Here is a 24494-nt window from a genome sequence, read left to right on the forward strand (position 1 = left end):
TAATGTAGAAACGGTTGTCCACATAGTGTTGCTAATCTTTTGCTGAACTCCTATTTTAGTCGCATGAATACACCAAACCTGCAAACTCCCATTGTTTACCTAAAAGGGGTTGGACCCAACCGGGCGGAAACCCTGCAGTCAGAATTGGGTATTCACACCTATCAAGATCTACTTAATCTCTTCCCCAACCGGTATCTCGATAAAACCCAATACTACAAAATTGGCCAACTGCAACGTAGCAATGCCGATGTTCAAATAGTGGGTAAAATTGTCAACATTAAAACGGTAGAACAAAAAAGAGGCAAAAGGTTGGTTGCCACATTTGTAGATGATACCGGTGATATGGAACTGGTCTGGTTCCGCGGACAAAAATGGATTCGCGAAAACCTGAAATTGAACACTGCGTATGTCATATTTGGTCGCTGTAATTGGTTCAATGGGAAATTTTCGATGCCCCACCCAGACATGGAACTTCTTACGGAACACCAAAAAGGATTGAAGGTGGGTATGCAACCTATTTATCCTTCTACCGAAAAACTTAGCAATAAGGGCATTACGAATAGGGTAATCAGTAAAATGATGCAGCAATTGTTTTTGGAGACCAAAGCCAGGTTTTCCGAAACCCTATCAGATAACATTCTAAAAGAAATACATCTGTTACCGAAGGCAGAATCGCTTTTAAATATTCATTTCCCTAAAAACCAAGAGTTACTGGCAAAAGCTCAGTTCCGTTTAAAATTTGAAGAGCTTTTCTTTATTCAACTCCAGTTACTCACCAAAAAAGCTTTGAGGCAGCAAAAAATTAAAGGACTGCCTTTTGATCAAGTAGGGGAGTATTTTAAAGAGTTTTATGACCATCACTTGCCTTTTGAGTTAACAGGTGCCCAAAAACGAGTTATTAAGGAAATAAGGCAAGACTTGGGCAGCAATGCCCAAATGAACCGACTGCTTCAAGGCGATGTTGGATCAGGAAAGACGATTGTTGGGGTAATGACCATGTTATTGGCCATCGACAACGGTTACCAAGCTTGTTTGATGGCCCCAACCGAAATTTTGGCCAACCAACACTATACGGGCATCAAAAAACTATTGGATAAAGTAGGGCTCAATTGTGCGTTACTGACAGGCTCCACGAAAAAATCGGAACGGACCGTAATACATGCCAATTTAGAAAACGGAAGCCTACATATTTTGGTAGGCACCCATGCCCTATTGGAGGATAAGGTCCAATTTCAAAATCTAGGCCTGGCTATTATTGACGAGCAACATCGTTTTGGGGTAGCACAAAGAGCCAAACTATGGCACAAAGGCGGCACTCCTCAAAACGCGGATAATGAAACTTCAGCAGGGTCCTTGCCCCCACATATTTTGGTGATGACCGCTACCCCTATTCCACGAACATTGGCCATGAGCTTGTACGGGGATTTGGATATTTCGGTTATCGATGAGCTTCCGCCCGGTAGAAAACCGGTAAAAACAGTACATCGGTTTGATTCCAATCGCTTAAAAGTTTTTGGTTTCGTTAGGGACGAAATAAAAAAAGGGCGTCAGGTATATGTTGTTTATCCGCTCATACAGGAATCCGAAGCTTTGGATTATAAAGATTTAATGGACGGTTATGAAAGCATTGCTCGCGATTTTCCCATGCCCGAATATCAAATATCCATTGTACATGGACAGATGAAACCTGCAGATAAAGATTATGAGATGGACCGTTTTGTACGTGGAGAAACCCAAATCATGGTGGCCACTACTGTTATTGAAGTTGGGGTAAACGTGCCCAATGCCTCCGTCATGGTCATTGAAAGTGCCGAAAGATTCGGACTATCTCAATTACATCAATTGAGGGGACGCGTGGGGCGTGGCGCAGACCAGAGTTATTGTATTTTAATGACCGGACATAAACTTTCCGAAGAAAGCAAAACCCGATTGCAGACCATGACACAGACCAATGATGGATTTGAAATTGCAGAGGTTGATTTAAAACTAAGGGGGCCAGGAGATATAATGGGAACCCAACAAAGCGGTGTCCTTAATCTTAAAATTGCCGATATTGTAAAGGACAACGATATCTTAAAAACCGCCAGGCATTACGCCATTCAACTACTTAAAACCGACCCTAGATTGGAAAAACCGGAAAATTTACCGATTCGTCACGCCTATTCACAAATTGTGAAACACAAAAATATTTGGAATTATATTAGTTAGAATTCATTAAATAGAGTTAAGCTTTCAAATAAAGAACCTCGCACATTTCCACGCAACTACCACATCTTCAGATAAAAAGAAAGTAAAATATAAATACGAGAATAGCTTGATTTGAGTTTGAACATCGTAATTTTAAGAGGTTATAATTTCTAAAAAACGAGGTGTTTCATTAGATTTGTTAGCTTAGAATTGAAAGACTATGAGTGCTAAAAAAACATTGTTTGATAAAGTGTGGGATTCCCATGTGGTCCACCAAATAGAAGACGGCCCAGATGTGCTGTTCATAGACCGCCATATGGTACACGAGGTTACCAGCCCCGTTGCCTTTCTTGGTTTAAAAAATAGAAGTATCGGGGTTATGCACCCTGAAAAAACATTTGCCACCGCAGATCATAACACGCCTACCCTTAACCAACACCTTCCGGTGGCGGATCCACTTTCTGCCAACCAGCTTAAAATGTTGGAAGAAAATGCCAATGAGCATGGTATTTCATATTGGGGACTGGGACACCAAAAAAATGGTATTGTTCACGTAGTTGGTCCTGAATACGGTATTACCGTTCCTGGGGCTACCATCGTTTGTGGAGATTCACACACCTCTACCCACGGTGCTTTTGGTGCCATTGCATTTGGTATAGGAACTTCAGAAGTAGAAATGGTATTGGCCACCCAATGTATCATGCAGCCAAAACCAAAAAGAATGCGCATCAATATCACGGGAGAACTTCAGTACGGAGTTACACCTAAGGATGTTGCTTTGTTCATCATTTCACAATTGACTACTTCCGGTGCAACCGGATATTTTGTAGAATATGCGGGTGATGTGTTCAAAAACATGAGCATGGAAGGCCGTATGACGGTCTGTAACCTGAGTATAGAAATGGGTGCCCGTGGAGGGATGATTGCTCCTGACCAGACTACTTTTGATTATATCAAGGGAAGGGAGTTTACTCCAGAAGGTGCTGCCTGGGATACCGCAATGGAATATTGGGAAACCCTTTATACCGATGCCGATGCCATTTTTGATAAGGAACTGACTTTTGACGGAAGCCTCATAGAGCCAATGATTACCTACGGTACAAATCCGGGCATGGGTATGGGTATTAGCAAATCGATTCCTACGTTTGATGAAACCCAAGGAGGTGCCGCAACCTACAAAAAGTCTTTGGATTACATGAAATTCGGTGAGGGCGATGCCATGATCGGGAAACCTATCGATTATGTCTTCATAGGAAGTTGTACCAACGGTAGAATTGAAGATTTCCGTGCTTTTGCCTCGATTGTTAAAGGTAGAAAAAAAGCGGACAATGTTACGGCATGGTTGGTTCCCGGAAGTCACAAAGTGGAAGCCGCTATAAAAGAAGAAGGTCTTTTGGATATTTTTACCGAATCCGGTTTTGAGCTCAGAGAGCCCGGTTGTTCGGCCTGCTTGGCAATGAACGATGATAAGATTCCGGCCGGCAAATTGGCCGTAAGTACTTCCAACAGAAATTTTGAAGGAAGACAAGGTCCCGGTTCCAGAACGCTTTTAGCCAGTCCGTTAGTAGCCGCAGCAGCAGCAGTTACCGGAAAAGTTACGGATCCAAGAGAATTATTACAAGAAGAAGCAATAGCTGGTTAATAACCAAATGTTGGTGGTAATTTTACAGACCATCGACTCAAACAAAAAGAAAAATGGCTTACGATAAATTTAATGTTTTAACCTCCTCAGCGGTACCGCTACCCATTGAAAATGTGGATACGGACCAGATAATTCCTGCACGCTTTTTAAAGGCGACGGAAAGAAAAGGTTTTGGAGATAACTTATTTAGAGATTGGAGATACAATCAAGACAATACTCCTAAAGTGGACTTCATTCTCAACAACCCTATTTATAGCGGACAAATTTTGGTGGGTGGTAAGAACTTCGGTTCTGGTTCTTCCCGTGAACACGCGGCTTGGGCAGTTTATGACTATGGTTTCCGTTGTGTAATTTCCAGCTTTTTTGCGGATATTTTTAGAAACAACTGCTTGAACATTGGTGTTTTACCCGTGCAGGTAAGTGCCGCTTTCCTACAGAAAATCTTCGGGGAAATTGAAAAAGACCCCAATGCCCAGTTTGAAGTAAACCTTCCTGAACAAAAAGTGACCATTTTGGCCACGGGCGAAAGCGAGTCTTTTGACATCAACAAATACAAAAAAGGCAATATGACCAATGGTTTCGATGATATTGATTATCTATTGAACATCAAAGGGGATATTGAAAAATTTGCTGAACAAAGACCGTTTTAAAAACTTAGATCTTTACGGATACTAAGAAACAGGGAGACCTGAAAACCGCTAGGTGAAAATGAAAAGACACTTGGAAATAATGGACACTACCCTACGTGATGGGGAACAAACAAGTGGTGTCTCATTTACTTCTTCTGAAAAGTTAACGCTTGCCAAACTTTTACTCGAAGAGTTAAAAGTAGACCGTATTGAGGTGGCTTCGGCTAGAGTATCTGAAGGTGAATTGGAAGCTGTGCAGCAAATTACCAAATGGGCCAAGGAGCAGCAGTTTTTGGAAAAAGTTGAAGTGCTCACCTTTGTTGACAGTGGTGTTTCCTTGGATTGGATGGAAAAAGCAGGTGCAATAACCCAAAATCTGCTCACCAAAGGTTCTATGAACCACTTAAAATATCAGCTTAAAAAAACACCTAAAGAGCACTTTAAGGATATAGCGGATATTTTTACGCAAGCAACGGAACGTGGCATCATAACCAATATCTATTTGGAGGATTGGAGCAACGGTATGCGCAACTCCAAGGAATATGTAATGGAATTTCTTGAATTCCTTACCACTCAGCCCGTGAAAAGAGTTTTGTTGCCGGATACTTTGGGCATATTGACCCACACGGAAACCAATGAATTCCTATCGGAGATTATTGAAAGGTTCCCGCAATTGCATATTGATTTTCACGGTCATAACGACTACGATTTAGGCGTTGCCAATATTATGGAAGCCGTAAAGGCAGGTTGCCATGGTTTGCACCTAACCGTAAACGGAATGGGAGAACGAGCTGGAAATGCGCCCATGGCGAGCGCCATTGCCGTTATAAACGACTTTCTTCCTGAAGTTAGCATACAAGTAAACGAGAAAGCCTTATATAGGGTAAGTAAGTTGGTTTCTGCTTTTACCGGAGTGGGGATTCCCGCGAACAAACCTATTGTTGGTGAAAATGTTTTTACACAAACTGCTGGAATTCATGCAGATGGAGACAGCAAAAAAAATCTTTACTTTAGTGATTTAATGCCAGAGCGTTTTGGTAGAAAACGCAAATATGCGCTGGGTAAAATGTCCGGAAAGGCAAATATTCAAAAGAATTTGCAAGAACTGGGCCTCACTTTGAACGATGAGGAACTTAAAAAAGTAACGGCCAGAATCATTGAATTAGGTGATAAAAAAGAAAAGGTTACCAAGGAAGATTTGCCCTATATCATTTCCGATGTACTTGATACCGATTACCAGCAAAAGGTCTTTGTAAAATCGTACGTGCTTACCCATTCCAAAGGTTTACGGCCTTCCACTACCCTATCAGTAGAAATCAGCGGGAAGACTTTTGAGGAAAACGCATCTGGAGACGGACAGTATGACGCCTTTATGAATGCCTTGCGAAAAATTTACAGCGCCCAAAAAATGGAACTGCCCAAATTGGTAGATTACTCGGTAAGAATTCCTCCCGGAAGCAACTCCGATGCCCTTTGTGAAACTATCATTACGTGGAATGCCAAAGGAAAGGAGTTTACATCTCGCGGTCTGGATTCCGATCAAACGGTATCCGCCATTAAGGCCACTGAAAAAATGTTGAATATTATTTAAAAAATTAATTAAACCCTTCGCTCCACTAGCATGAAGCAAATGGCGCGCAGCATAAAGCTAAAAATAAATGAAGCTAAATATTGCTCTTTTGGCCGGAGACGGAATAGGCCCAGAAGTTATTGATCAAGCCGTTAAGGTAAGTGATGCCATCGCAAAAAAATACAACCATGAAATTAGCTGGAGACCTGCCTTGACCGGAGCTGCGGCCATCGATGAAGTAGGTGAGCCCTACCCTGATAATACCCACGAAATCTGTGCTACTTCCGATGCTGTTCTTTTTGGGGCTATTGGGCACCCTCGTTTCGATAACGACCCATCGGCTAAAGTTCGGCCTGAGCAAGGTTTATTGAAAATGCGCCAAAAGTTAGGTCTTTTCGCTAACGTAAGACCCACATTTACTTTTCCATCCTTGATCGACAAGTCTCCTTTGAAAAGGGAAAGAATAGAAGGAACCGATTTAATCATTCTTCGCGAATTAACAGGCGGTGTCTATTTTGGAAAACGCGGCAGGGAAGATGATGGTAACACCGCTTATGATACCATGACCTATACCCGTGCCGAAATTCAGCGTTTGGCCAAAAAAGGGTTTGAAATGGCCATGGCTAGAGGCAAAAAACTTTGTTGCGTAGATAAAGCGAACGTGTTGGAATCTTCCCGTTTGTGGAGAGAAACAGTACAAGCCATGGAAAAAGACTACCCTGAAGTAGAAGTTTCTTATGAGTTTGTAGACGCCGTTGCCATGCGTTTGGTACAATGGCCCAAAGCGTATGATGTAATTATTACCGAAAATCTTTTTGGTGATATTTTGACGGATGAAGCTTCCGTTATTTCTGGATCTATGGGACTCATGCCTTCGGCCTCAGTAGGAAGTGAAGTTTCCCTATACGAGCCCATTCACGGGTCTTATCCGCAAGCGGCCGGTAAAGACATTGCAAATCCTTTAGCGACTGTACTTTCGGCAGCAATGATGTTTGAAGACTTAGGCCTTCAACAAGAAGCAGATGATATTAGAAGAGTGGTGAACAAATCCCTTTCTGAAGGGGTGGTAACCGAAGACTTGTCCGAAGGTGGAAAATCTTATAAAACAAGTGAGGTTGGCAATTGGCTGGCAGAAAATATTTAATGCATTGGATAATCATTAATAAAAAAGACCGGCAAAAGCCGGTCTTTTTAGTTTGTGTTAATAATCTCTATTTTCTAATTCCCAAAGGCCATTTTTTTAAGGCTATAGCCTGCTTTGTGCCTCCTGTAGAGGATGATTCCAACAGCTATCACTACCCCTAATCCAGCTAAAACAGAACCTACGACCCCTGCATAAACTACGCTTAAGCCAAAGGTCATTGGTAATCCTGCCAAATAGGCCCCAGAGGCATTCCCCATGTTAAAGGCACTCTGGTTCATTGAGGAGCCCAACATTTCGTTTCCTTTTGAGGTATTAATAATGGCCATCTGAATAGGCGTGGAAACTGTAAAAGCAGCCATTCCTACTAAGAACGTCATCACCAAAACAATGTAGGGATTAAATGAAAGAACTGCATTGATCAACAGAAGTACTACCATTAAAGATAGGCTTAGAGCAACCGCCCTTAGCGGCGAAAAAATTTCGGCCATCTTTGCCCCAATGAAATTTCCGAAAACCATTCCCAGTCCGGCTAAAATCATTGCATAGCCAACCATATTCTCTCCCCATCCGGCAACATCCGTTACCAAAGGAGCAATGTAACTGTACCAGGCAAAGAAACCGCCCGTACCAATGGTCGTAAGAGCAATTAAAGCCCATAACTCGCCATTTTTTAGCCCTTTGTTGTCTTTTGAATAAGGTTTTGGTGTTTGAGGTTCAAATTTTGGCATCCAAAGCAAAATACTGCTCACCGCCATCAATCCAACGACACCTACCATATAAAAAGAAATACTCCAATCATAATGATGGCCTATATAGGTCCCAGCAGGCACGCCTATAACATTAGCAATTGTAAGTCCGCTAAACATAACAGCTATGGCCCTTGCCGCCTTTCCTTCACGAGCCAATTTTCCGGCTACAACCGCACCAATACCAAAGAAAGCCCCATGGGGTAATCCGGATAAAAATCGCATCACCAGCAATGTAGTGTAGTTAGTCGCAAATCCTGAAAAGGTATTGAAAAGGGTAAACCATCCCATCAATAATAAAAGTATAGTTCGAGAATTTAATTTTGTGCTAAAACGAGTCAAAAGCGGAGCGCCAACTACCACACCCAATGCGTACGCCGCTATAAAATGACCAGCCTCCGGAATGGTAATATTCAATCCTTTGGCAACATCCGGGAGAATCCCCATGATTACAAACTCAGTAAGTCCAATTCCAAAGCCGCCCACTGCTAATGCAAATAAGGCTTTACTGTTATTTATTTTTGTATCCATATTATTCCAAATTGTAGGTTCAACTTTAATTCCATCTCATCCATCAATTGAATCAACGGCATCTTTGTCTAATTTGTTGGTACAAAATTACAGTGCTTGATTTGAATACGGGTTTACGCATTTGTCCAATATATATGCTATATTATCCCACTATTCTTCAAAAATTAAAACACAACGTTAATATTTAACACAAACCTAACATCAACCTCCTCTTTGAACACATTTCATATCTATCTGATTATTACGGACCAAAGCATAAAAAAAGCCTTTGTTCATCAACAAAGGCTTTTCCGTTTTCTAGCAATGTACTTAAAGAATATAATCCGTACTTACAAAATTTGATAGCTTGGCTTCCAACAACTGCTGAATAGTCTCATTGTTCAACTCGTTGTCCTTAAACGCCACAAAGGTTCTTATTGAAAAAGAACGCAAGGCATCGTGAACACTTAAGGTTGCTTGTGCAGAATCTTTTCTTCCCGTAAACGGATACACGTCCGGCCCTCGCTGACAAGAACTGTTCAGGTTTACTCTACAAACCAAATTTACCAAGGTATCAATTAGTGGTGATAGCGTATACACATCCTTCCCGAACAAACTTACTTGCTGCCCGTAGTTGCTTTCTGCCATATCGTTCAATGGCTCTTCAATATCGGAAAAGGACACCACAGGAATAATAGGACCAAATTGTTCTTCTTGGTATACCCTCATTTCTTTGTTTACGGGATACAGCACTGCTGGCCATATGTAGTTATCAAAATGCTGTCCGCCTTTTTTATTCTTGACCTTAGCGCCTTTTTCCAAAGCGTCATCGATCAGTTCTTGTATATAGGCCGGCTTACCTGGTTCTGGAAGCGGAGTCAATTTCACTCCATCATCCCATGGATTACCGAACTTTAAGGAATCCACCCGTTTGGTAAAACGCTTCATAAACTCTTCTCGCACCTGCTCGTGTACATAGATGACCTTTAACGCCGTACAACGCTGCCCGTTAAAGGATAAGGTTCCCGCAATACATTCGTCAATCGTTAAATCTAAATCGGCATCAGGTAGTATAATCGCGGGATTTTTAGCTTCAAGGCCCAAAACCAGTCGCAAGCGGTTACTTTTTGGGTGTTGCTCTTGCAATGCATTGGCGGATTTACTGTTACCGATCAAGGCCAACACATCCACCTTACCTGTTTGCATAATAGGTGCCGCTACGGCCCTACCCCTACCGAATAAGATATTGACTACACCTTTTGGAAAACAGCTTTGAAAGGCTTCCAGAAGTGGGGTAATTAAAAGAACCCCGTGTTTTGCAGGTTTAAAAATGGTGGTATTCCCCATTATAATAGCAGGGATAAGCAAGGCAAAAGTTTCATTTAACGGATAGTTATAAGGTCCCAAACATAGAACAACCCCTAGCGGACCTCTTTTGATATGGGCATATACGCCATCGTGCTTTTGAAACTTGGCAGAATTTCGGTCCAGTTCTTTGTACTCCTCAATAGTATCATAAATATATTCTACCGTACGGTCGAACTCTTTTTGCGAATCTGGAAGCGATTTTCCAATCTCCCACATCAACAATTTGACAACTTCATTTCGCTTGGTTTCCATTTTGCGCACAAAATTCTCCATGCACTCTATTCTATCCTTTACGTGCATTGTAGGCCAAACTCCCTGTCCTTTTCCGTAAGCGGCCAAAGCCCCATCCAAGGCGGCCATAGCTTCCGGTTCGCCCATATCCGGGATACTTCCCAATAATGTGGGTTTATACGCTTCAGTGGATGAAATGCTGGAAAAAACCTCTGTGGTATTTCCGTTCCAAGTTTTTAATTCTCCGTTAACTAAATATTTTTTCTGCTCAATGAGTTCCGAAATCTGAAACTCTTCAGGTATACTTTTCATTTTCGTTCAATAAATTGAATTGTCAAATTCGTTATCTAACGAAAATACGGAATAAAAATCTCAGAAATATTACGAAATGGTTGTGGTTTTCATTAAATCACAATCCGGCATCATAATTTTATATAAGATACTGAAAAAGGTCGGGCTTATCATTCAAATAATCTCCGAAGAAATTGTTATCCTTCATCCTTTCAATCAACGGCTTAAGGTCTTCGGGACTCTTCAATTCTATACCCACAATGGCCGGAGCATTTTCCCTACTGGACTTTTTGGAATATTCAAAATGGGTAATATCATCCGTAGGGCCTAAAATTTCTGCCACAAATTGCTTTAATGCTCCCGGTCTTTGTGGAAAACGAACGATGAAATAATGCTTTAAACGGGCATATAACAGAGCACGCTCCTTGATTTCCGCAGTCCGGGTAATATCGTTGTTGCTGCCGCTAAGTATGCAGACCACATTTTTACCCTTAATCTCTTGGGCGTAAGCATCTAAAACCGTTATTGTTAAAGCTCCTGCTGGTTCCACTACAATGGCATCACGATTGTATAAGTCCAAAATTGTTTGGCATACTTTGCCCTCGGCCACCAATGACATGTTATAAAGGTTTTCTTTACATATTTCAAAGGTGAGGTCACCCACCTTTTGTACTGCGGCCCCATCAATGAATTTATCAATCTTCTCCAGCTCGGTATTCTTATTATTGTCGATGGATGTTTTCATTGAAGGTGCACCTTCTGGCTCTACACCAATAATCTTCGTTCTAGGAGACAGTGTTTTAAAAACTCCCAAGAGTCCTGATGCCAAACCACCTCCGCCAATGGCCACAAAAATATAATCAATAGGTTTTTGAAATTGTTGTAGTAATTCTAATCCCACGGTCCCCTGCCCTTCAATGACTTTAGGGTCATCAAAAGGGTGAATAAAGGTCTTATTATGCTGGTTGCAGAACTGCATGGCACTTTTAAAGGAATCGTCAAAGGTATCTCCCTCCAAGACCACATCTACCCACTCCCCACCGAACATTTGGGTTTGTTCAATTTTCTGTTTGGGAGTTACGGAAGGCATATAAACTGTACCCTTGATGCCTAAACGGTTACAGGCAAAGGCCACCCCTTGCGCATGGTTGCCGGCGCTGGCACAAACAATTCCGTTTTCCCTTTCCTCTACCGTTAATGAGCTAATCTTGTTAAAGGCGCCCCTAATTTTATACGAGCGTACCTGATGCAAGTCTTCCCTTTTCAATAAAATATTGGCTTCGTAACTATCGGATAGCCGATTACTTTTGGTCAATGGAGTTACCGAAGCTACCTGACTAATGGTTTCGGAAGCACTTCTTATGGCTGCTATGGAAGGAAAATAACTCATACAAAAAACCCTGTTCATTACGAACTACCAAAGGTAGAATAAATAAGGAACAGGGTCTGAGAATATATTATACAATAGGCTTCATGTCCGTCATAGAAGCACGTAATCTAGCTCCTACAACTTCAACAGGATGCTCGCGTAAAGCTTTGTTCACTGCAATCAACTTGGCATTATCAACACCATTACCTTCGCCTTCACCAAACTTTTTACCAACTACGTCAACATCAATTTTCTTCATAAAATCGGCCAAAAGGGGCTTACATGCGTGATCGAACAAATAACAACCGTACTCTGCCGTATCTGAAATTACTCGGTTCATTTCGAACAACTTCTTTCTGGCAATGGTATTGGCAATTAACGGAGTTTCATGAAGTGACTCATAATAAGCGGACTCACCGATAATCCCTGATTCGGTCATACTCTCGTAGGCCAATTCAACCCCTGCACGAACCATAGCTACCATAAGAACACCATTGTCATAAAATTCCTGTTCCGAAATTTCTACGTCCCCCGCTGGAGTTTTTTCAAAAGCGGTCTCGCCGGTTTCGGCCCTCCAGGTTAAAAGGTTTTTATCATCATTGGCCCAATCTTCCATCATTGTTTTGGAAAAATGACCGGTCATGATGTCGTCCATATGTTTTTGGAACAAAGGACGCATGATATCTTTTAACTCTTCCGAAAGTTCAAAAGCCTTAATTTTTGCAGGATTGGATAGACGGTCCATCATATTGGTGATACCACCGTACTTCATTCCCTCGGTGATGGTTTCCCAACCGTATTGAATCAATTTGGAGGCGTAACCGGCATCTACCCCTTTTTCGATCATTTTATCAAAACAAAGGATGCTTCCTGTTTGAAGAAGACCACAAAGAATGGTCTGTTCTCCCATAAGGTCAGACTTTACTTCGGCAACAAAAGAAGATTCCAAAACGCCCGCTCTATGTCCGCCAGTGGCCACGGCATACGCTTTAGCCTGCTCCAAACCTTTACCCTGAGGATCGTTATCAGGGTGAACTGCAATCAAAGTTGGAACACCAAAACCTCTCTTATATTCTTCCCGAACCTCGGAACCAGGACATTTAGGAGCCACCATGATAACCGTAAGGTCTTCACGAATCTGCATGCCTTCTTCCACTATATTAAAACCGTGCGAATAAGAAAGGGTAGCACCTTCTTTCATTAAAGGCATTACTGCATTGATAACGCTCGTATGTTGCTTGTCTGGTGTAAGATTGATTACCAAATCTGCGCTAGGCACCAATTCTTCATAAGTACCCACATTGAAACCGTTTTCAGATGCGTTGATAAATGATTGACGCTTTTCTTTAATAGCACCTTCACGAAGGGTATACGAAATATCCAATCCGGAATCTCTCATGTTCAATCCTTGGTTCAAACCTTGGGCACCACATCCTACGATGACTATTTTTTTACCTTTCAATGCCGATACACCATCGGAAAATTCAGAAGACTCCATGAATCTACATTTACCCAATTGGGTAAGTTGATCTCTAAGCGATAGTGTATTAAAATAATTTGCCATAGTTACTTTTTCTTTTCATCCTGCCCCGCAGGAAAATGTTCAATTATTGGTTTTAATCTTTCGACGAGCGAAAATATAGATATTAATAGATTACTTACTCTTTTTATTAAGCCTCTTCATAAAATTCTTCAAGAAGTGCGGAAATCTGCATTTCTGACTTGGTTACAGAAATACGCCCCGAACGAACAAACTGCATAATGCCAAAAGGCTTTAACTGTTCATGCATTTCATCAATTTCATTTCTTCTTCCTGATTTTGCAATCACAAAAAATTCACGTGCAACCGTAACTATCTGTGAGTTGTTCTCTTTGATGATATTTTGAATCTGACGTTCATCAAACAAAAGATTGGAGGCAATTTTAAATAGGGCCGATTCTTGGTAAATGGTCTCATCATCCGTGTGATAGAACGCTTTGATTACCTCAATTTGCTTTTCTACCTGACCTACAATATTACGTACCCATTTTTCTGTGGTGTGTACTACAATTGTAAATTTTGAAACACCATCAATCTCTGATTTAGAGACATTTAAACTCTCTATATTGATATGACGCTTTAAGAATATACCTGATATTCTATTTAAAAGTCCCACGTTGTTTTCGGAATAAACCGAAATGGTAAACCATTGTTTCTTCATCCTTATCTAAAATTCACATACTTCCATTTATGGCGGAAGAGTCCGTTATCAATTCTTTTGGGCCACTACCCTAATTCTTTTATAATCTGCAAACCATTTTCCCTTTCTAAAAAGAGCCGGTTTCACTTTTTGTTCTATTTCTGCAATTATTGTTTTTATCTTTTTCGCTTCCACACCTTCAAAAAATAGTAGGGCGAACATATGAATCCAGTCTTGTAAACCCGTTTCTACATCAACCAATTCCGTAGGTCTTTCATACCATTGCGCATAGGTCACTTGAAAGCCCGCTTTTTCCAATACCCTAGAATATTCACTCACCGAAGGAAAATACCATAATTGTCTTTGGGCCTGTTCTATAAAACCATTCATCAATAGACTTTCCTTTAGGGCAGAAATAATCGTTTCAATATTTCCTTGACCACCAAACTCGGCAATCAATCTACCTCCTCGTTTTAAATTATGGAACATACAACCTACGGCATTTTCATAATCCGTTACCCAATGAAGGGCAGCATTACTGAAAATGGCATCGAATTTTTCCTCGGTTTTAAAAGTGGCCGCATCACCCACCTGAAAATTTAAATTGGGATATGAGCTTTCTGCCTTTTCAATCATTTCCGGGGAATTGTCCACTCCCAGTACATCACACCCAAATCCAGCAATTTCGTTTGTTAATTGACCTGCTCCACAACCTAAATCCAATATACGCTCATTGGCCTGTGGTCTCAACAACTCTATAAGCCCTTTCCCGTAATCGTATACGAAAGCATGCTTATCATTATAAAGACCAGCGTTCCATGTATGATTTAACTGTTGCGTCATATCCTTCTCATTTTTTGGAGGCAATAATCAATCCGGTTGACCAATTCATTTTCGTCAAAACCAAATCTTCACGTTTTTCAAGCTCCGCAACCAAGGCTTTAGCCTTTTCATTATGACCTTCGGGCCAATTGGGCTGCTCATCCATATCATCGATAATATAGAAGCCGCCTACTTTTAACAAAGCCAAAGTCTCATCCAGAAGGTCATACTTTCCTGGCCACGCATCGGCAAAAATTAAATCAAATTCTTTCCCCCTATAACTTCTAATCCATTCCGCACCATCCGTACACTGCAAAACAACCCGTTTATCATCCTTAAAAAAGGGCTTTACGATATTTACTAAATCTTGGTCATTATCTACGCTAATGAGACTTGAGTTGGCATCCATACCATCCAACATCCAAGAAAGACTTAAACCCATACCCGTACCTAATTCCAAAAACCGTCCTCCAGGCTTTGACGCCACCAAGGTTTTTAGCAAGGTGCCTATCAGAATATCGGAAGGCATTGAAAATCCAATTGCTTCGGACTTCTGCAATAGCTGTTGATAGGTTTCCGGTTCGTTATGGATAATGGAATCGACCATTGTGGTATGGAGGAAAATCTATTTGCTTTTATTTTAAACGGATATCTGAAACCGAGGCTCCGGTAGGAATCATCGGGAATACGTTATCCTCTTTTTCAACTTTAACCTCCAAGAAATAGGGTTTGTCAGAAGCAATCATTTCTTGAACAGCTGCTTCTAAATCCTCCCGTTTGCTAACTCTTTTGGCTTCAATGTGATAGCCTTCCGCAATTTTTACAAAATCTGGATTTGTCATCACCGTAGAGGCATATCTTCTATCAAAAAACAATTCTTGCCATTGCCTAACCATCCCCAAGTGATCATTGTTCAGAACAACAATTTTTACGGGTAAATTCAATTGGTAAATAACACCCAACTCTTGAATGGTCATTTGGTAACCTCCATCTCCAATAACAGCCACCACTTCCCTATCCATAGCACCCATTTTGGCACCAATAGCTGCTGGAAGTGCGAAGCCCATAGTTCCCAAACCTCCGGAGGTAATGTTACTTTTTGATTTTTTAAACTTGGCATAGCGACAACCGATCATCTGGTGCTGACCCACATCAGTTACCAAGACGGCTTCATTGTTGGCCGCATTATTTATTTCCTTGATGACCTCGCCCATGGTCAAACCCTCCTTGGTGGGATAAATATCTTTTTCAATTACCTCACCATACTCGATAGCATAGCGCTTTTTGAACTCGTTATGCCACTCTTCGTGACTATTTTCTTTAATAAGAGGCAACATTAGGCCCAATGTTTCTTTGGAATTCCCCAATACGGCAACATCGGCGTATACATTCTTATTTACCTCAGCCTTATCGATTTCAAAATGGATAACTTTAGCCTGTTTCGCATAGGTTTCCAAGTTTCCGGTAACACGGTCATCAAAACGCATACCTATAGCAATCAACAAATCGCATTCATTGGTAAGAATGTTTGGACCATAATTTCCGTGCATTCCCACCATACCAACATTTAACGGATGATCGGTGTCGATGGCCGAAGCCCCCATAATGGTCCATGCCGCAGGTATTCCCGCTTTTTCGACCAATGCTTTCAACTCTTCCTCCGCTTGACCAAGGATTACACCCTGACCCCAAACAATCATAGGCTTTTTAGCCTGATTGATTAAATCCGCCGCAGCTTCAATTGCCTTGATATCCGGCTTAGGTACTGGGGTATAACTACGTACTGCAGTACATTTCTCATAACTGAACTCAAACTCGTCAAATTGGGCATTCTTGGTAATATCTACCAATACCGGACCTGGGCGACCTGATTTAGCAATATAAAACGCCTTGGCCATTATTTCCGGAATTTCTTCCGCTCTGGTAATCTGGTAATTCCATTTGGTTACTGGGGTAGAAATACCAATAATATCGGTCTCCTGAAAAGCATCCGAACCCAAAAGCGAACGGGTTACTTGACCTGTAATACATACCATTGGGGTAGAATCGATCATGGCATCTGCCAATCCCGTAACCAAGTTGGTAGCTCCTGGACCAGAAGTAGCCATGGCCACACCTACCCTACCGGAAACTCTTGCATAACCTTGAGCTGCATGAGTTGCTCCTTGTTCATGACGTGTTAGCACGTGGTGCAATTTGTCTTGAAATTTATAAAGTTCATCATATACGGGCATAATTGCACCGCCTGGATAACCATAAAGAGTGTCCACACCCTCTGCCAACAAACAATGTATAATAGCTTCCGCTCCTGTAATTTTCAACTTGGCCTTGTTTTTGGTTTCCTCTGTTTTCATTTTAACTGCTTCCATCTGTGCGTTTAAGTTCCAGTCATTCGCAAGTAATTTTGCGATTAGGACTATTTTAAACAATAAGAAATCTAAATTTCCGCTCTAATTACTAAAATTCATCGGTAACACAACCTTGGGAGGCCGATGCAACCGTTTTTGCATATTTGTATAGTACCCCACGCTCAAATTTAAGCTTGGGCTCTTGCCATTTGGCTCTTCTTTTTTCTAATTCCTCATCGGTAATATCAATATCAATGGTATTGTTTACAGCGTCAATAGTAATGATATCCCCGTTCTCTACCAAGGCTATATTACCTCCCACCTGCGCTTCCGGTGCTACGTGCCCCACAACAAAACCATGGGAACCACCTGAAAACCTTCCGTCCGTAATCAAGGCTACATCTTTTCCAAGACCTGCGCCCATAATGGAAGAAGTTGGTTTTAGCATTTCTGGCATACCGGGACCTCCCTTTGGCCCTTCATAGCGAATGATAACAACATCGCCCTTTTTTACCTTTCCACTCTTGATACCCACGTTCACCTCAGCTTCGCTGTCAAAAACGTTTGCCGGGCCCTGAAAGGACAATCCTTCTTTTCCGGTAATCTTTGCAACGGCTCCTTCCGTAGCCAAGTTTCCAAACAATATTCTTATATGTCCCGATTCTTTGATAGGTTTCTCTACTGTTCTGATGATATCCTGACCTTCATCCAATTCTGGGGCATCGGCTAAATTTTCGGCCAACGTCTTTCCGGTAACTGTTAGACAATCACCATGAAGCATGCCCAACTTCAACATGTACTTTAAAACGCCGGGCACACCACCCACCCCGTGAAGATCCTCCATAGAATACCTTCCACTTGGTTTTAAATCTGCCAATAGAGGTGTAGAATCACTTATTCTTCTAAAATCTTCCAAGGTAAATTCAACCTTTGCCGCCTTGGCAATTGCCAAAAAGTGCAATACCGCGTTGGTAGAACCTCCTAATATGGTCACTAAGCGAATGGCATTTTCCAAAGATTTTTTGGTCACAATGTCCGAAGGCTTAATATCCTTTTCCAATAAATTCCTTAAAGCTTCTCCCGCCTTTACACATTCTTTCTCTTTTAAATTGCCACCGCTTACCGCTGGATTGGAAGAATTGAATGGGAGGGACATTCCCAACGCCTCTATAGCCGAAGCCATGGTGTTGGCCGTGTACATACCACCACAAGCACCTGCCCCGGGACAAGCCTTATGAATCACTTCTTTGTATTCATCCTCATTAATAGTTCCGGCCACTTTTTGACCAAAAGCTTCAAATGCAGAGATAATATCCAATTTTTTTCCATTATGGCAGCCTGAGGCAATGGTACCACCATACACCAAAATAGAAGGTCTGTTCAATCTCAATTGAGCCATGAGTGCTCCCGGCATGTTCTTATCACAACCCACAACCGTTACAAGCCCATCATATCCCATAGCTTCCATTACGGTTTCCATGGAGTCTGCGATCAAATCCCTGGAGGGAAGTGAAAAACGCATTCCCGGCGTACCGTTAGAAATACCGTCACTTACCCCAATTGTATTAAAAATAAGACCGACCAAATCGGCATTTTCAGTACCTTTTTTAACATGGGTTGCCAAATCGTTCAAATGCATATTACAAGGGTTTCCCTCATAACCTGTACTGGCAATACCGATTAAAGGTTTTTTCAAATCTTCATCCGTTAAGCCTATGGCATGAAGCATGGCTTGTGCGGCTGGTAAAGAAGGGTCTTGGGTTACGCTATGACTGTATTTTTTCAAATCCATTTATGAAAATAATGTTGCTAGGTTTAAATTGGTTTTTGTACTACTATTTCAAAAGTATTTAATTCTATATTCCTATGTTTTTCCTAAGAAATCGCTCTCTAAAGTCAATAGAGGTATAATTTTTATAATTAAATGATTATCAGTTTTTTAAGTTAATATTTTTATCATATTCAATAGTTAGATAATTGTTCTTCAATGCGATTTTTTGTCCTGTTTTTATCGAATTGGCCAAATAAAAAAGCCTGTATCAATTTTAATTTTGATACAGGCTTTTTGAAATCCACAGCAATCTGTATCACTCCCTTATGGGAACGACCAAAATGACCACGACTTCAATTGTATTATGTTTCATACGAACAATATTACATAAATTAGATGAATCAAGTTGCATCATTTAATTATTAACTAACAAAAATCCATTTTACTCTTTCAAGAGTTTGAACTTTACCTTATCCCCAAACTTTTTTTGCGAAAGAATATTTATGGCGTCATCAGACAATTGTAAAATTCTAGGGTACCCTCCTGTGGTTTGACCGTCTTTCATCAGGACAATTAACTTTCCAGAGGGCGTAAATTGAACCGTACCAGGCAGCGTAGCTGAAGTTAACATTGAAATTTCATGCCCAGGTATCATCTCTTCTAATTGGTATGCCATTCTATTGTTCTCATTGGAAATGGTAAAACCCTTTGCGAACAGGTATTCTAATTGTTTATCCGAAAGCATTTCATATTCTGGACCGGGCGTGACGCCCAAAACTGTTTGGTCAAAAGTGGAATTCACCTTCATTTCCATAATCTTTGGCTGGAATCCGTTGTCCTCCGAATAGGGAATGATGTCACCGTCCGATACATGATTCTGTTTTGTTATACCCGTAAAATAGGATCGGCTTCCCAAAACCACTGGAGTTTCAAATCCGTTTCTAACACCCAAATAGGCCCTAAAACCATTTTGTAATTTTCCATAGGTAAGTATATCGCCTTTGGCCACTTTCACCAAAGAATAATTGGAAATAGGCTGTTCATTTAGTTTAGCAGAAATTTCAGCTCCTCCCAAACAAATGAAAGTAGGTGCCTCAAATTTCATTTTTGGTCCTGTCATCGTTATTTCAATTACAGCCGCATTTTTAGGGTTACCCAATAGGTTGTTGACCTTAGCAGCTGAAAATTGATCCATGTAACCGGCAACCGGCACTCCTTTATTTAAATAACCGTACCGACCTTTATCCTGAACAGTGGTAAAAAGTCCCTCTTTTAACACTTTAAGCATCCCAAACCTCCTTTTCCAGCTTATAGATGCCTACTTCCTCCTCTATTTTGTACAAATCATGCTCCGCCTTCTCAATTTCAAAAAATTGCACCTTGTCCCCTACTTTAATAAAACAGGGTTCTTCTTTTTTTACATTGAACATATTAATGGGGCAATTACCTATGATGTTCCATCCTCCTGGAGATGTTTGAGGATATATACCTGTCTGCTTACCGGCCAAACCCACTGAACCCTTTTCCACTTTGGCCCTAGGCTGGGACCTTCTAGGTATTTCAAGTTGGGAAGGAAGACCTCCCAAATACATAAAACCCGGTAAAAATCCGATGCCGTACAAGGTATATTGCTGAGAAGTATGATGTTGTATGATATCCTTTGGAGACAAATTTAATTTTTCGCTCACCAAATCCAAATCTACCCCAAATGCCTTGTGATAGCAAACAGGAAGTTTCCATAGTATTCTTTTAAGTGATTGTACCTCCCAAATGTCTTCATACCATTCGGCCAGCATACCCTTAAATTTTGCAAAATCTATGGGTTCATCCCTGTAAACAAGTGTGACGGAATTATAGGCAGGAATCATTTCCCAATTCCCATCTTTAAGCTTTACCTCTTTTAGATAATTTGTAAAGTGAAGAATATTTTCTAGTATGGCTTCCTCTACTCGGTTAGGCCATTCAATTAAAATGGCATGTGGCCCATAGGACCTTATAGAAATAGAATACAGATTCACTTAATTGGGGGTATTATGGTTCGGTATCATTTGCCTAATATACGATACAATTTTCAATGCGTTTATGGTATCACCATGCACACAGAACGTATTCGCTATCAGCTTTTGTTTATTTCCTTCTACTGTAACCACTGTTTTATTTTTAGCTATTTGCAAAACATGACTCAAAACATTTTCTGGCTCCAGTATCAATGAATTTTTGTTTTTCCTACTAACTAAAGACAAATCATCATTGTAATTCCTATCTGCAAAAGCTTCATATTTTATCTTAAAACCTTGCTCTAAAGCCATATTGGCTACTACCGACTTGTAAGGAACATACAGAAAAGCAGAGTTCTTATATTCTGTAATGGCGGTGAGATAAACGGCAGCAATCGCGGTATCCTTCGCCATATCATTATATAGAGCCCCATGGGCCTTAATGTGGTGCAATTTAACACCCTTTGCCCCTAGTACCGTTTCCAAATTCTTTAGCTGATGTAATATGGAAATTTGTAAGTTTTTGGAGGATAATTTCATGCTTACCCTTCCAAAATTATCTTTATCGGGATACGAAGGGTGAGCTCCAATTTTCAAGTTGTTCTCCAAGGCCAGCTCCACAGAATTTGTCATAGTTGACAAATTGCCTGCATGACCTCCGCAGGCAATACTACAGGAATTTATAAATGGAAATATCCTTTTTTCGTCAGCGATTCCTTCTCCTGCGTCACAGTTAATATCAACCTGAATGACATCCATAAATTTTACCTAATAAACAATTTGACCATGAAAACTACGAAATTAATAGAAGACGGAAGTAAATGTCTCGAAATTTTGAATTACCAACAAAATACAGGATTACAAGATGATTTTCACAACAGTTTTAACATTTTTTGATGCCGTTTATCTAAAAAAATGCAGTTCGTCTAAAAACAGGGTGCGGTACATCGATGCTGCATACTATTAGAAAAAATCTACGGTTATTATTATCCCAAATCAAACTAAGTGGGTTTATTCCCCCAAAATAATTTAACCTATTTATGACTTGTTTAGAATGTAATAAACAACTTGAACCCGCTGAACGTGCATCTTCAATTGAAGAATTAGGCGTACAACTCTGCTCTGCGCACAAAAGGAGAATGGTGAGACTAATGGAAAGTCATGGCACTCCTAAAGAAGCGGTTCAACTCTATTATGGTTTAAAAGAAGCCGGTGTTACGGCCATGTTAGAATGGTGGGATGGCACCAAATCTATTGATATAGCCATTTCCCGAGTAAAGCTCAATATTGAAATTGACACCGAGTACCATATGCTTACCCATGAACAAGCTATTAATGATCTAGAGGAAGCAATGCACTCCTTTAGAAATGGCTTTACTACCATTAGAATACCACATGTACTTATCAAATATTACTTAAAAGAAACCGTTAACAATATCCTTGGGATTATGGAAGGGCTACGTGTGCACATCAAAGCTATCAACTAAAAATCCTCTGTCATGCCTAAAAAAGATAAAATACTTAAAATTCCCCTTAGAATTTCATTAACGATCATTTTGTTGGGTATGCTCCTTAAGGTTCTACTATGGCCTTATGCCAAGGAGATTGTATTGTTTGGTTTTGCCAATACGGGCATTTTATATGTGTTCCGACATTTTAACAAGCTCCAAAGAAAGTTTATAGACACCGTAAAACTAATACTCGTTATAAGTTGGACAATCAACGGAATTGTAAGGGTGCTTGATTTTCAAAATACCTTATTCCTTCAAATTATTGTGGGCATTGCATTTATGACCTGGTTTGTAATGGAAGGAACGGCCTATTTTTTAGATGAGGACAAAAAAGCAAAAAACCAGAAACTTCAAGTTATTTGGAATTTTGCCATTGTCATTGGGGCATTGGCCATTATTGCCGGAAGCTTATTGAATGTATTGAATTGGCCTTATGCGATTCCTCTGTTGGTATTGGGAATAGCATTGATTGCCGGATACATACTAAAAGACCTATTTATGAAGGAAAAAATCCAAAACAAGGACGGCAGTAACGAAGAGTTTCAATTGTAGTAAACTCTAATACACCATCACACAGGTATCTCCCGCACTGGTTTTATAGTATAAGCGAATATTGATTAGGTATTTTTTTCCTTTTATCATTTTTTGGGTGATTACAGAATTTCTGTCTTCCCCACTATCATCATCTCCCGCTATATAAAGACTTTCATTGTCCATAACCTCCGAAAGCACCATTACTGTATCCATAACACCAAAAGTACGGATGGTAAAATTTCGTGTTTCATCCGGAGAAAACTCTAAATTGATCTGCCCTCCGGCAGCTAGTGAAATAATCTCAGAATGAAAAGCTTTTAATTCTAAGAAAGTCCTACGGTCCAACTTAGGATAAAACTGTTTGACCCAGGCTATATCCCTATCCGATAGGCCGTCTTCCGGTGATAGTCCTACCTGAAATTCCTCTGGAGACAAAATCATATTTGGGCCGAACGGATAATGCATGATGGAGTTGGGGTCCCAACTTGAACCTTGTACCTCATCCGGAGCAATTTTTCTAATGATGTTATGAAAAGTTTTGTCTCGTGACCAAAAATTAGGAGGTCCAGCCAATGAATTATAAACCGCCTCTTCATCCCATACTATTCCTGCCTTTGGGTTTTGGTGCTCGTGCGGAAACCCCATGGCATGACCTATTTCATGAAGAATGGTATCTTCGTCCGAAACAATATCCCATCCAAAATTCATGGTTCTTTGTTCTTTTGGAATATCCCAACAATCCCTACCTACATAAGACCATGAACCTTCACCTTTTGCAAATCCTATACGAATGATGGAATCTAAAATATCCTCGGTCTCTTCAAACTCAAGACCTATTTGGTGTGATTTCCATTTTGCAAAAGCATTTCTAACTGCTTGTTTTTCTTCATCCGTGCCTCTCCAAAATACCTTGGTCTGATTGCCTGTATTGTCAGTCAGCGTGGTAAAAAAATTATCTCCTTCAAAAAAGGCGTACTTCAAGACAGTGCCATTCACCCATTTCTTTGCCATGATTAAAATAGCTTCCATTCTCATAGGCCCCACGGGCACTGCAAATTCTCTTTCGGGCATCTTTGGAAGATTGCAATACCTATTGTTTAATTGTTCATTCATTTGATCTATATCTTTACAATTCTGGTATATGAAATTACTATTAGATGCAATTAGTAAAATAAAAATTGTACGGTAAGTAGGAATTTATGTATAAACTACGGTAAGCAGTGCTATTTAACACTTCATCAAGCTTAAAAAATTCTAGCTCACAAACATAAGTAAGTGGTTAACCTTCAGAATCATATGATTAAATAAGGTCTAAGATTGCAAATCACTGAAACAGCATATCAATTATACACCTTCAACGAAATAAAAGACCTTTGCACGATTTTTTACAAAGCCCCTCCTCTCAAAAACGTTATACTAAAAAGAAGCCGTTATGAAGGAAAATACAACCCCTAATGATTACATAGTTTATATTCTTTGTGCCGCCTGTTTTGTTTGGTCCATTTACATCATTTTTTTTAAGACAGTCCCCTAAGCATCATCTACAAAGGCTTCTCAATTAATGGATTAAAAGTGATAAGCCTCTTATTACTTTGTTGGTTTATTAAATTTCTTGTTGTAATTTCTTCCCTTCATTCAACAGAA

Annotated in this window: 20 protein-coding genes; 7 read left to right on the forward strand and 13 right to left on the reverse strand. The window is 40.4% G+C overall.

The features are described from left to right. Nucleotides 1-63 precede the first annotated feature (63 nt). From recG to leuB, 5 genes are all read left to right on the forward strand, one after another. Nucleotides 64-2208 carry an ATP-dependent DNA helicase RecG gene (gene recG / locus BIZ36_RS07980; RefSeq protein WP_187457356.1) on the forward strand — a complete coding sequence of 715 codons (2145 nt, stop codon included), beginning with the start codon at nt 64-66 and terminating at the stop codon, nt 2206-2208. A gap of 199 nt (nt 2209-2407) precedes the next feature. Beyond that, nucleotides 2408-3829 (forward strand): 3-isopropylmalate dehydratase large subunit, encoded by a 1422-nt coding sequence (leuC, locus tag BIZ36_RS07985; protein ID WP_187457357.1) that lies wholly within the window; start codon nt 2408-2410, stop codon nt 3827-3829. A 53-nt stretch (nt 3830-3882) separates the two neighbouring features. Further along, nucleotides 3883-4479 carry a 3-isopropylmalate dehydratase small subunit gene (gene leuD / locus BIZ36_RS07990; RefSeq protein ID WP_187457358.1) on the forward strand — a complete coding sequence of 199 codons (597 nt, stop codon included), beginning with the start codon at nt 3883-3885 and terminating at the stop codon, nt 4477-4479. Nucleotides 4480-4537: 58 nt separating this feature from the next. Next, nucleotides 4538-6049: a hydroxymethylglutaryl-CoA lyase-like TIM-barrel protein gene (locus tag BIZ36_RS07995; protein ID WP_187457359.1), complete on the forward strand. Its 1512-nt coding sequence runs from the start codon at nt 4538-4540 to the stop codon at nt 6047-6049. A 67-nt stretch (nt 6050-6116) separates the two neighbouring features. Next, on the forward strand, nt 6117-7172 hold the full coding sequence (leuB, locus tag BIZ36_RS08000; RefSeq protein ID WP_187457360.1) for a 3-isopropylmalate dehydrogenase: 1056 nt from the start codon (nt 6117-6119) through the stop codon (nt 7170-7172). Nucleotides 7173-7246: 74 nt separating this feature from the next. On the opposite strand, the gene BIZ36_RS08005 is transcribed toward leuB, so the two are convergent. From BIZ36_RS08005 to pxpA, 12 genes are all read right to left on the reverse strand, one after another. Continuing rightward, entirely contained in the window at nt 7247-8449 is a 1203-nt protein-coding gene (locus BIZ36_RS08005) for an MFS transporter (protein WP_187457361.1), read from the reverse strand. 309 nt (nt 8450-8758) lie between these two features. Beyond that, a complete protein-coding gene (locus BIZ36_RS08010) occupies nt 8759-10339 on the reverse strand; it encodes an NADP-dependent glyceraldehyde-3-phosphate dehydrogenase (RefSeq protein WP_187457362.1) in 1581 nt (526 codons plus the stop codon). 118 nt (nt 10340-10457) lie between these two features. Continuing rightward, a complete protein-coding gene (gene ilvA, locus BIZ36_RS08015; protein ID WP_187457363.1) occupies nt 10458-11708 on the reverse strand; it encodes a threonine ammonia-lyase IlvA in 1251 nt (416 codons plus the stop codon). 67 nt (nt 11709-11775) lie between these two features. Beyond that, complete coding sequence (gene ilvC, locus BIZ36_RS08020) at nt 11776-13251, reverse strand: ketol-acid reductoisomerase (protein ID WP_187457364.1); 1476 nt, start codon at nt 13249-13251, stop codon at nt 11776-11778. Between the two features lie 106 nt (nt 13252-13357). Then, entirely contained in the window at nt 13358-13888 is a 531-nt protein-coding gene (gene ilvN, locus BIZ36_RS08025; protein ID WP_187457365.1) for an acetolactate synthase small subunit, read from the reverse strand. Between the two features lie 48 nt (nt 13889-13936). After that, complete coding sequence (locus BIZ36_RS08030) at nt 13937-14710, reverse strand: class I SAM-dependent methyltransferase (RefSeq protein ID WP_187457366.1); 774 nt, start codon at nt 14708-14710, stop codon at nt 13937-13939. 7 nt (nt 14711-14717) lie between these two features. Next, the gene (locus tag BIZ36_RS08035; protein WP_187457367.1) at nt 14718-15296 is read right to left on the reverse strand and encodes an O-methyltransferase; all 579 of its coding nucleotides are present in this window, start codon (nt 15294-15296) and stop codon (nt 14718-14720) included. Nucleotides 15297-15324: 28 nt separating this feature from the next. After that, nucleotides 15325-17058: a biosynthetic-type acetolactate synthase large subunit gene (ilvB, locus tag BIZ36_RS08040; protein ID WP_187457368.1), complete on the reverse strand. Its 1734-nt coding sequence runs from the start codon at nt 17056-17058 to the stop codon at nt 15325-15327. 88 nt (nt 17059-17146) lie between these two features. After that, the gene (ilvD, locus tag BIZ36_RS08045) at nt 17147-18829 is read right to left on the reverse strand and encodes a dihydroxy-acid dehydratase (RefSeq protein WP_187457369.1); all 1683 of its coding nucleotides are present in this window, start codon (nt 18827-18829) and stop codon (nt 17147-17149) included. 421 nt (nt 18830-19250) lie between these two features. Beyond that, the gene (locus tag BIZ36_RS08050; protein WP_187457370.1) at nt 19251-20096 is read right to left on the reverse strand and encodes a 5-oxoprolinase subunit C family protein; all 846 of its coding nucleotides are present in this window, start codon (nt 20094-20096) and stop codon (nt 19251-19253) included. Then, complete coding sequence (gene pxpB / locus BIZ36_RS08055; protein WP_187457371.1) at nt 20089-20826, reverse strand: 5-oxoprolinase subunit PxpB; 738 nt, start codon at nt 20824-20826, stop codon at nt 20089-20091. The genes BIZ36_RS08050 and pxpB overlap by 8 nt, the downstream gene beginning before the upstream one ends. Further along, nucleotides 20827-21564, reverse strand: a complete 738-nt coding sequence (gene pxpA, locus BIZ36_RS08060) for a 5-oxoprolinase subunit PxpA (protein ID WP_187457372.1) — start codon at nt 21562-21564, stop codon at nt 20827-20829. It abuts the gene before it with no gap. 281 nt (nt 21565-21845) lie between these two features. On the opposite strand from pxpA, the gene BIZ36_RS08065 reads away from it, so the two are divergent. Further along, nucleotides 21846-22292 carry a hypothetical protein gene (locus BIZ36_RS08065; RefSeq protein WP_187457373.1) on the forward strand — a complete coding sequence of 149 codons (447 nt, stop codon included), beginning with the start codon at nt 21846-21848 and terminating at the stop codon, nt 22290-22292. 12 nt (nt 22293-22304) lie between these two features. After that, the gene (locus tag BIZ36_RS08070; protein WP_187457374.1) at nt 22305-22868 is read left to right on the forward strand and encodes a hypothetical protein; all 564 of its coding nucleotides are present in this window, start codon (nt 22305-22307) and stop codon (nt 22866-22868) included. 6 nt (nt 22869-22874) lie between these two features. On the opposite strand, the gene BIZ36_RS08075 is transcribed toward BIZ36_RS08070, so the two are convergent. Continuing rightward, complete coding sequence (locus tag BIZ36_RS08075; RefSeq protein WP_187457375.1) at nt 22875-23963, reverse strand: M12 family metallopeptidase; 1089 nt, start codon at nt 23961-23963, stop codon at nt 22875-22877. Nucleotides 23964-24494: the final 531 nt, after the last annotated feature.

Source organism: Cytophaga sp. FL35 (assembly GCF_014349235.1).
GTDB lineage: Bacteria > Bacteroidota > Bacteroidia > Flavobacteriales > Flavobacteriaceae > Euzebyella.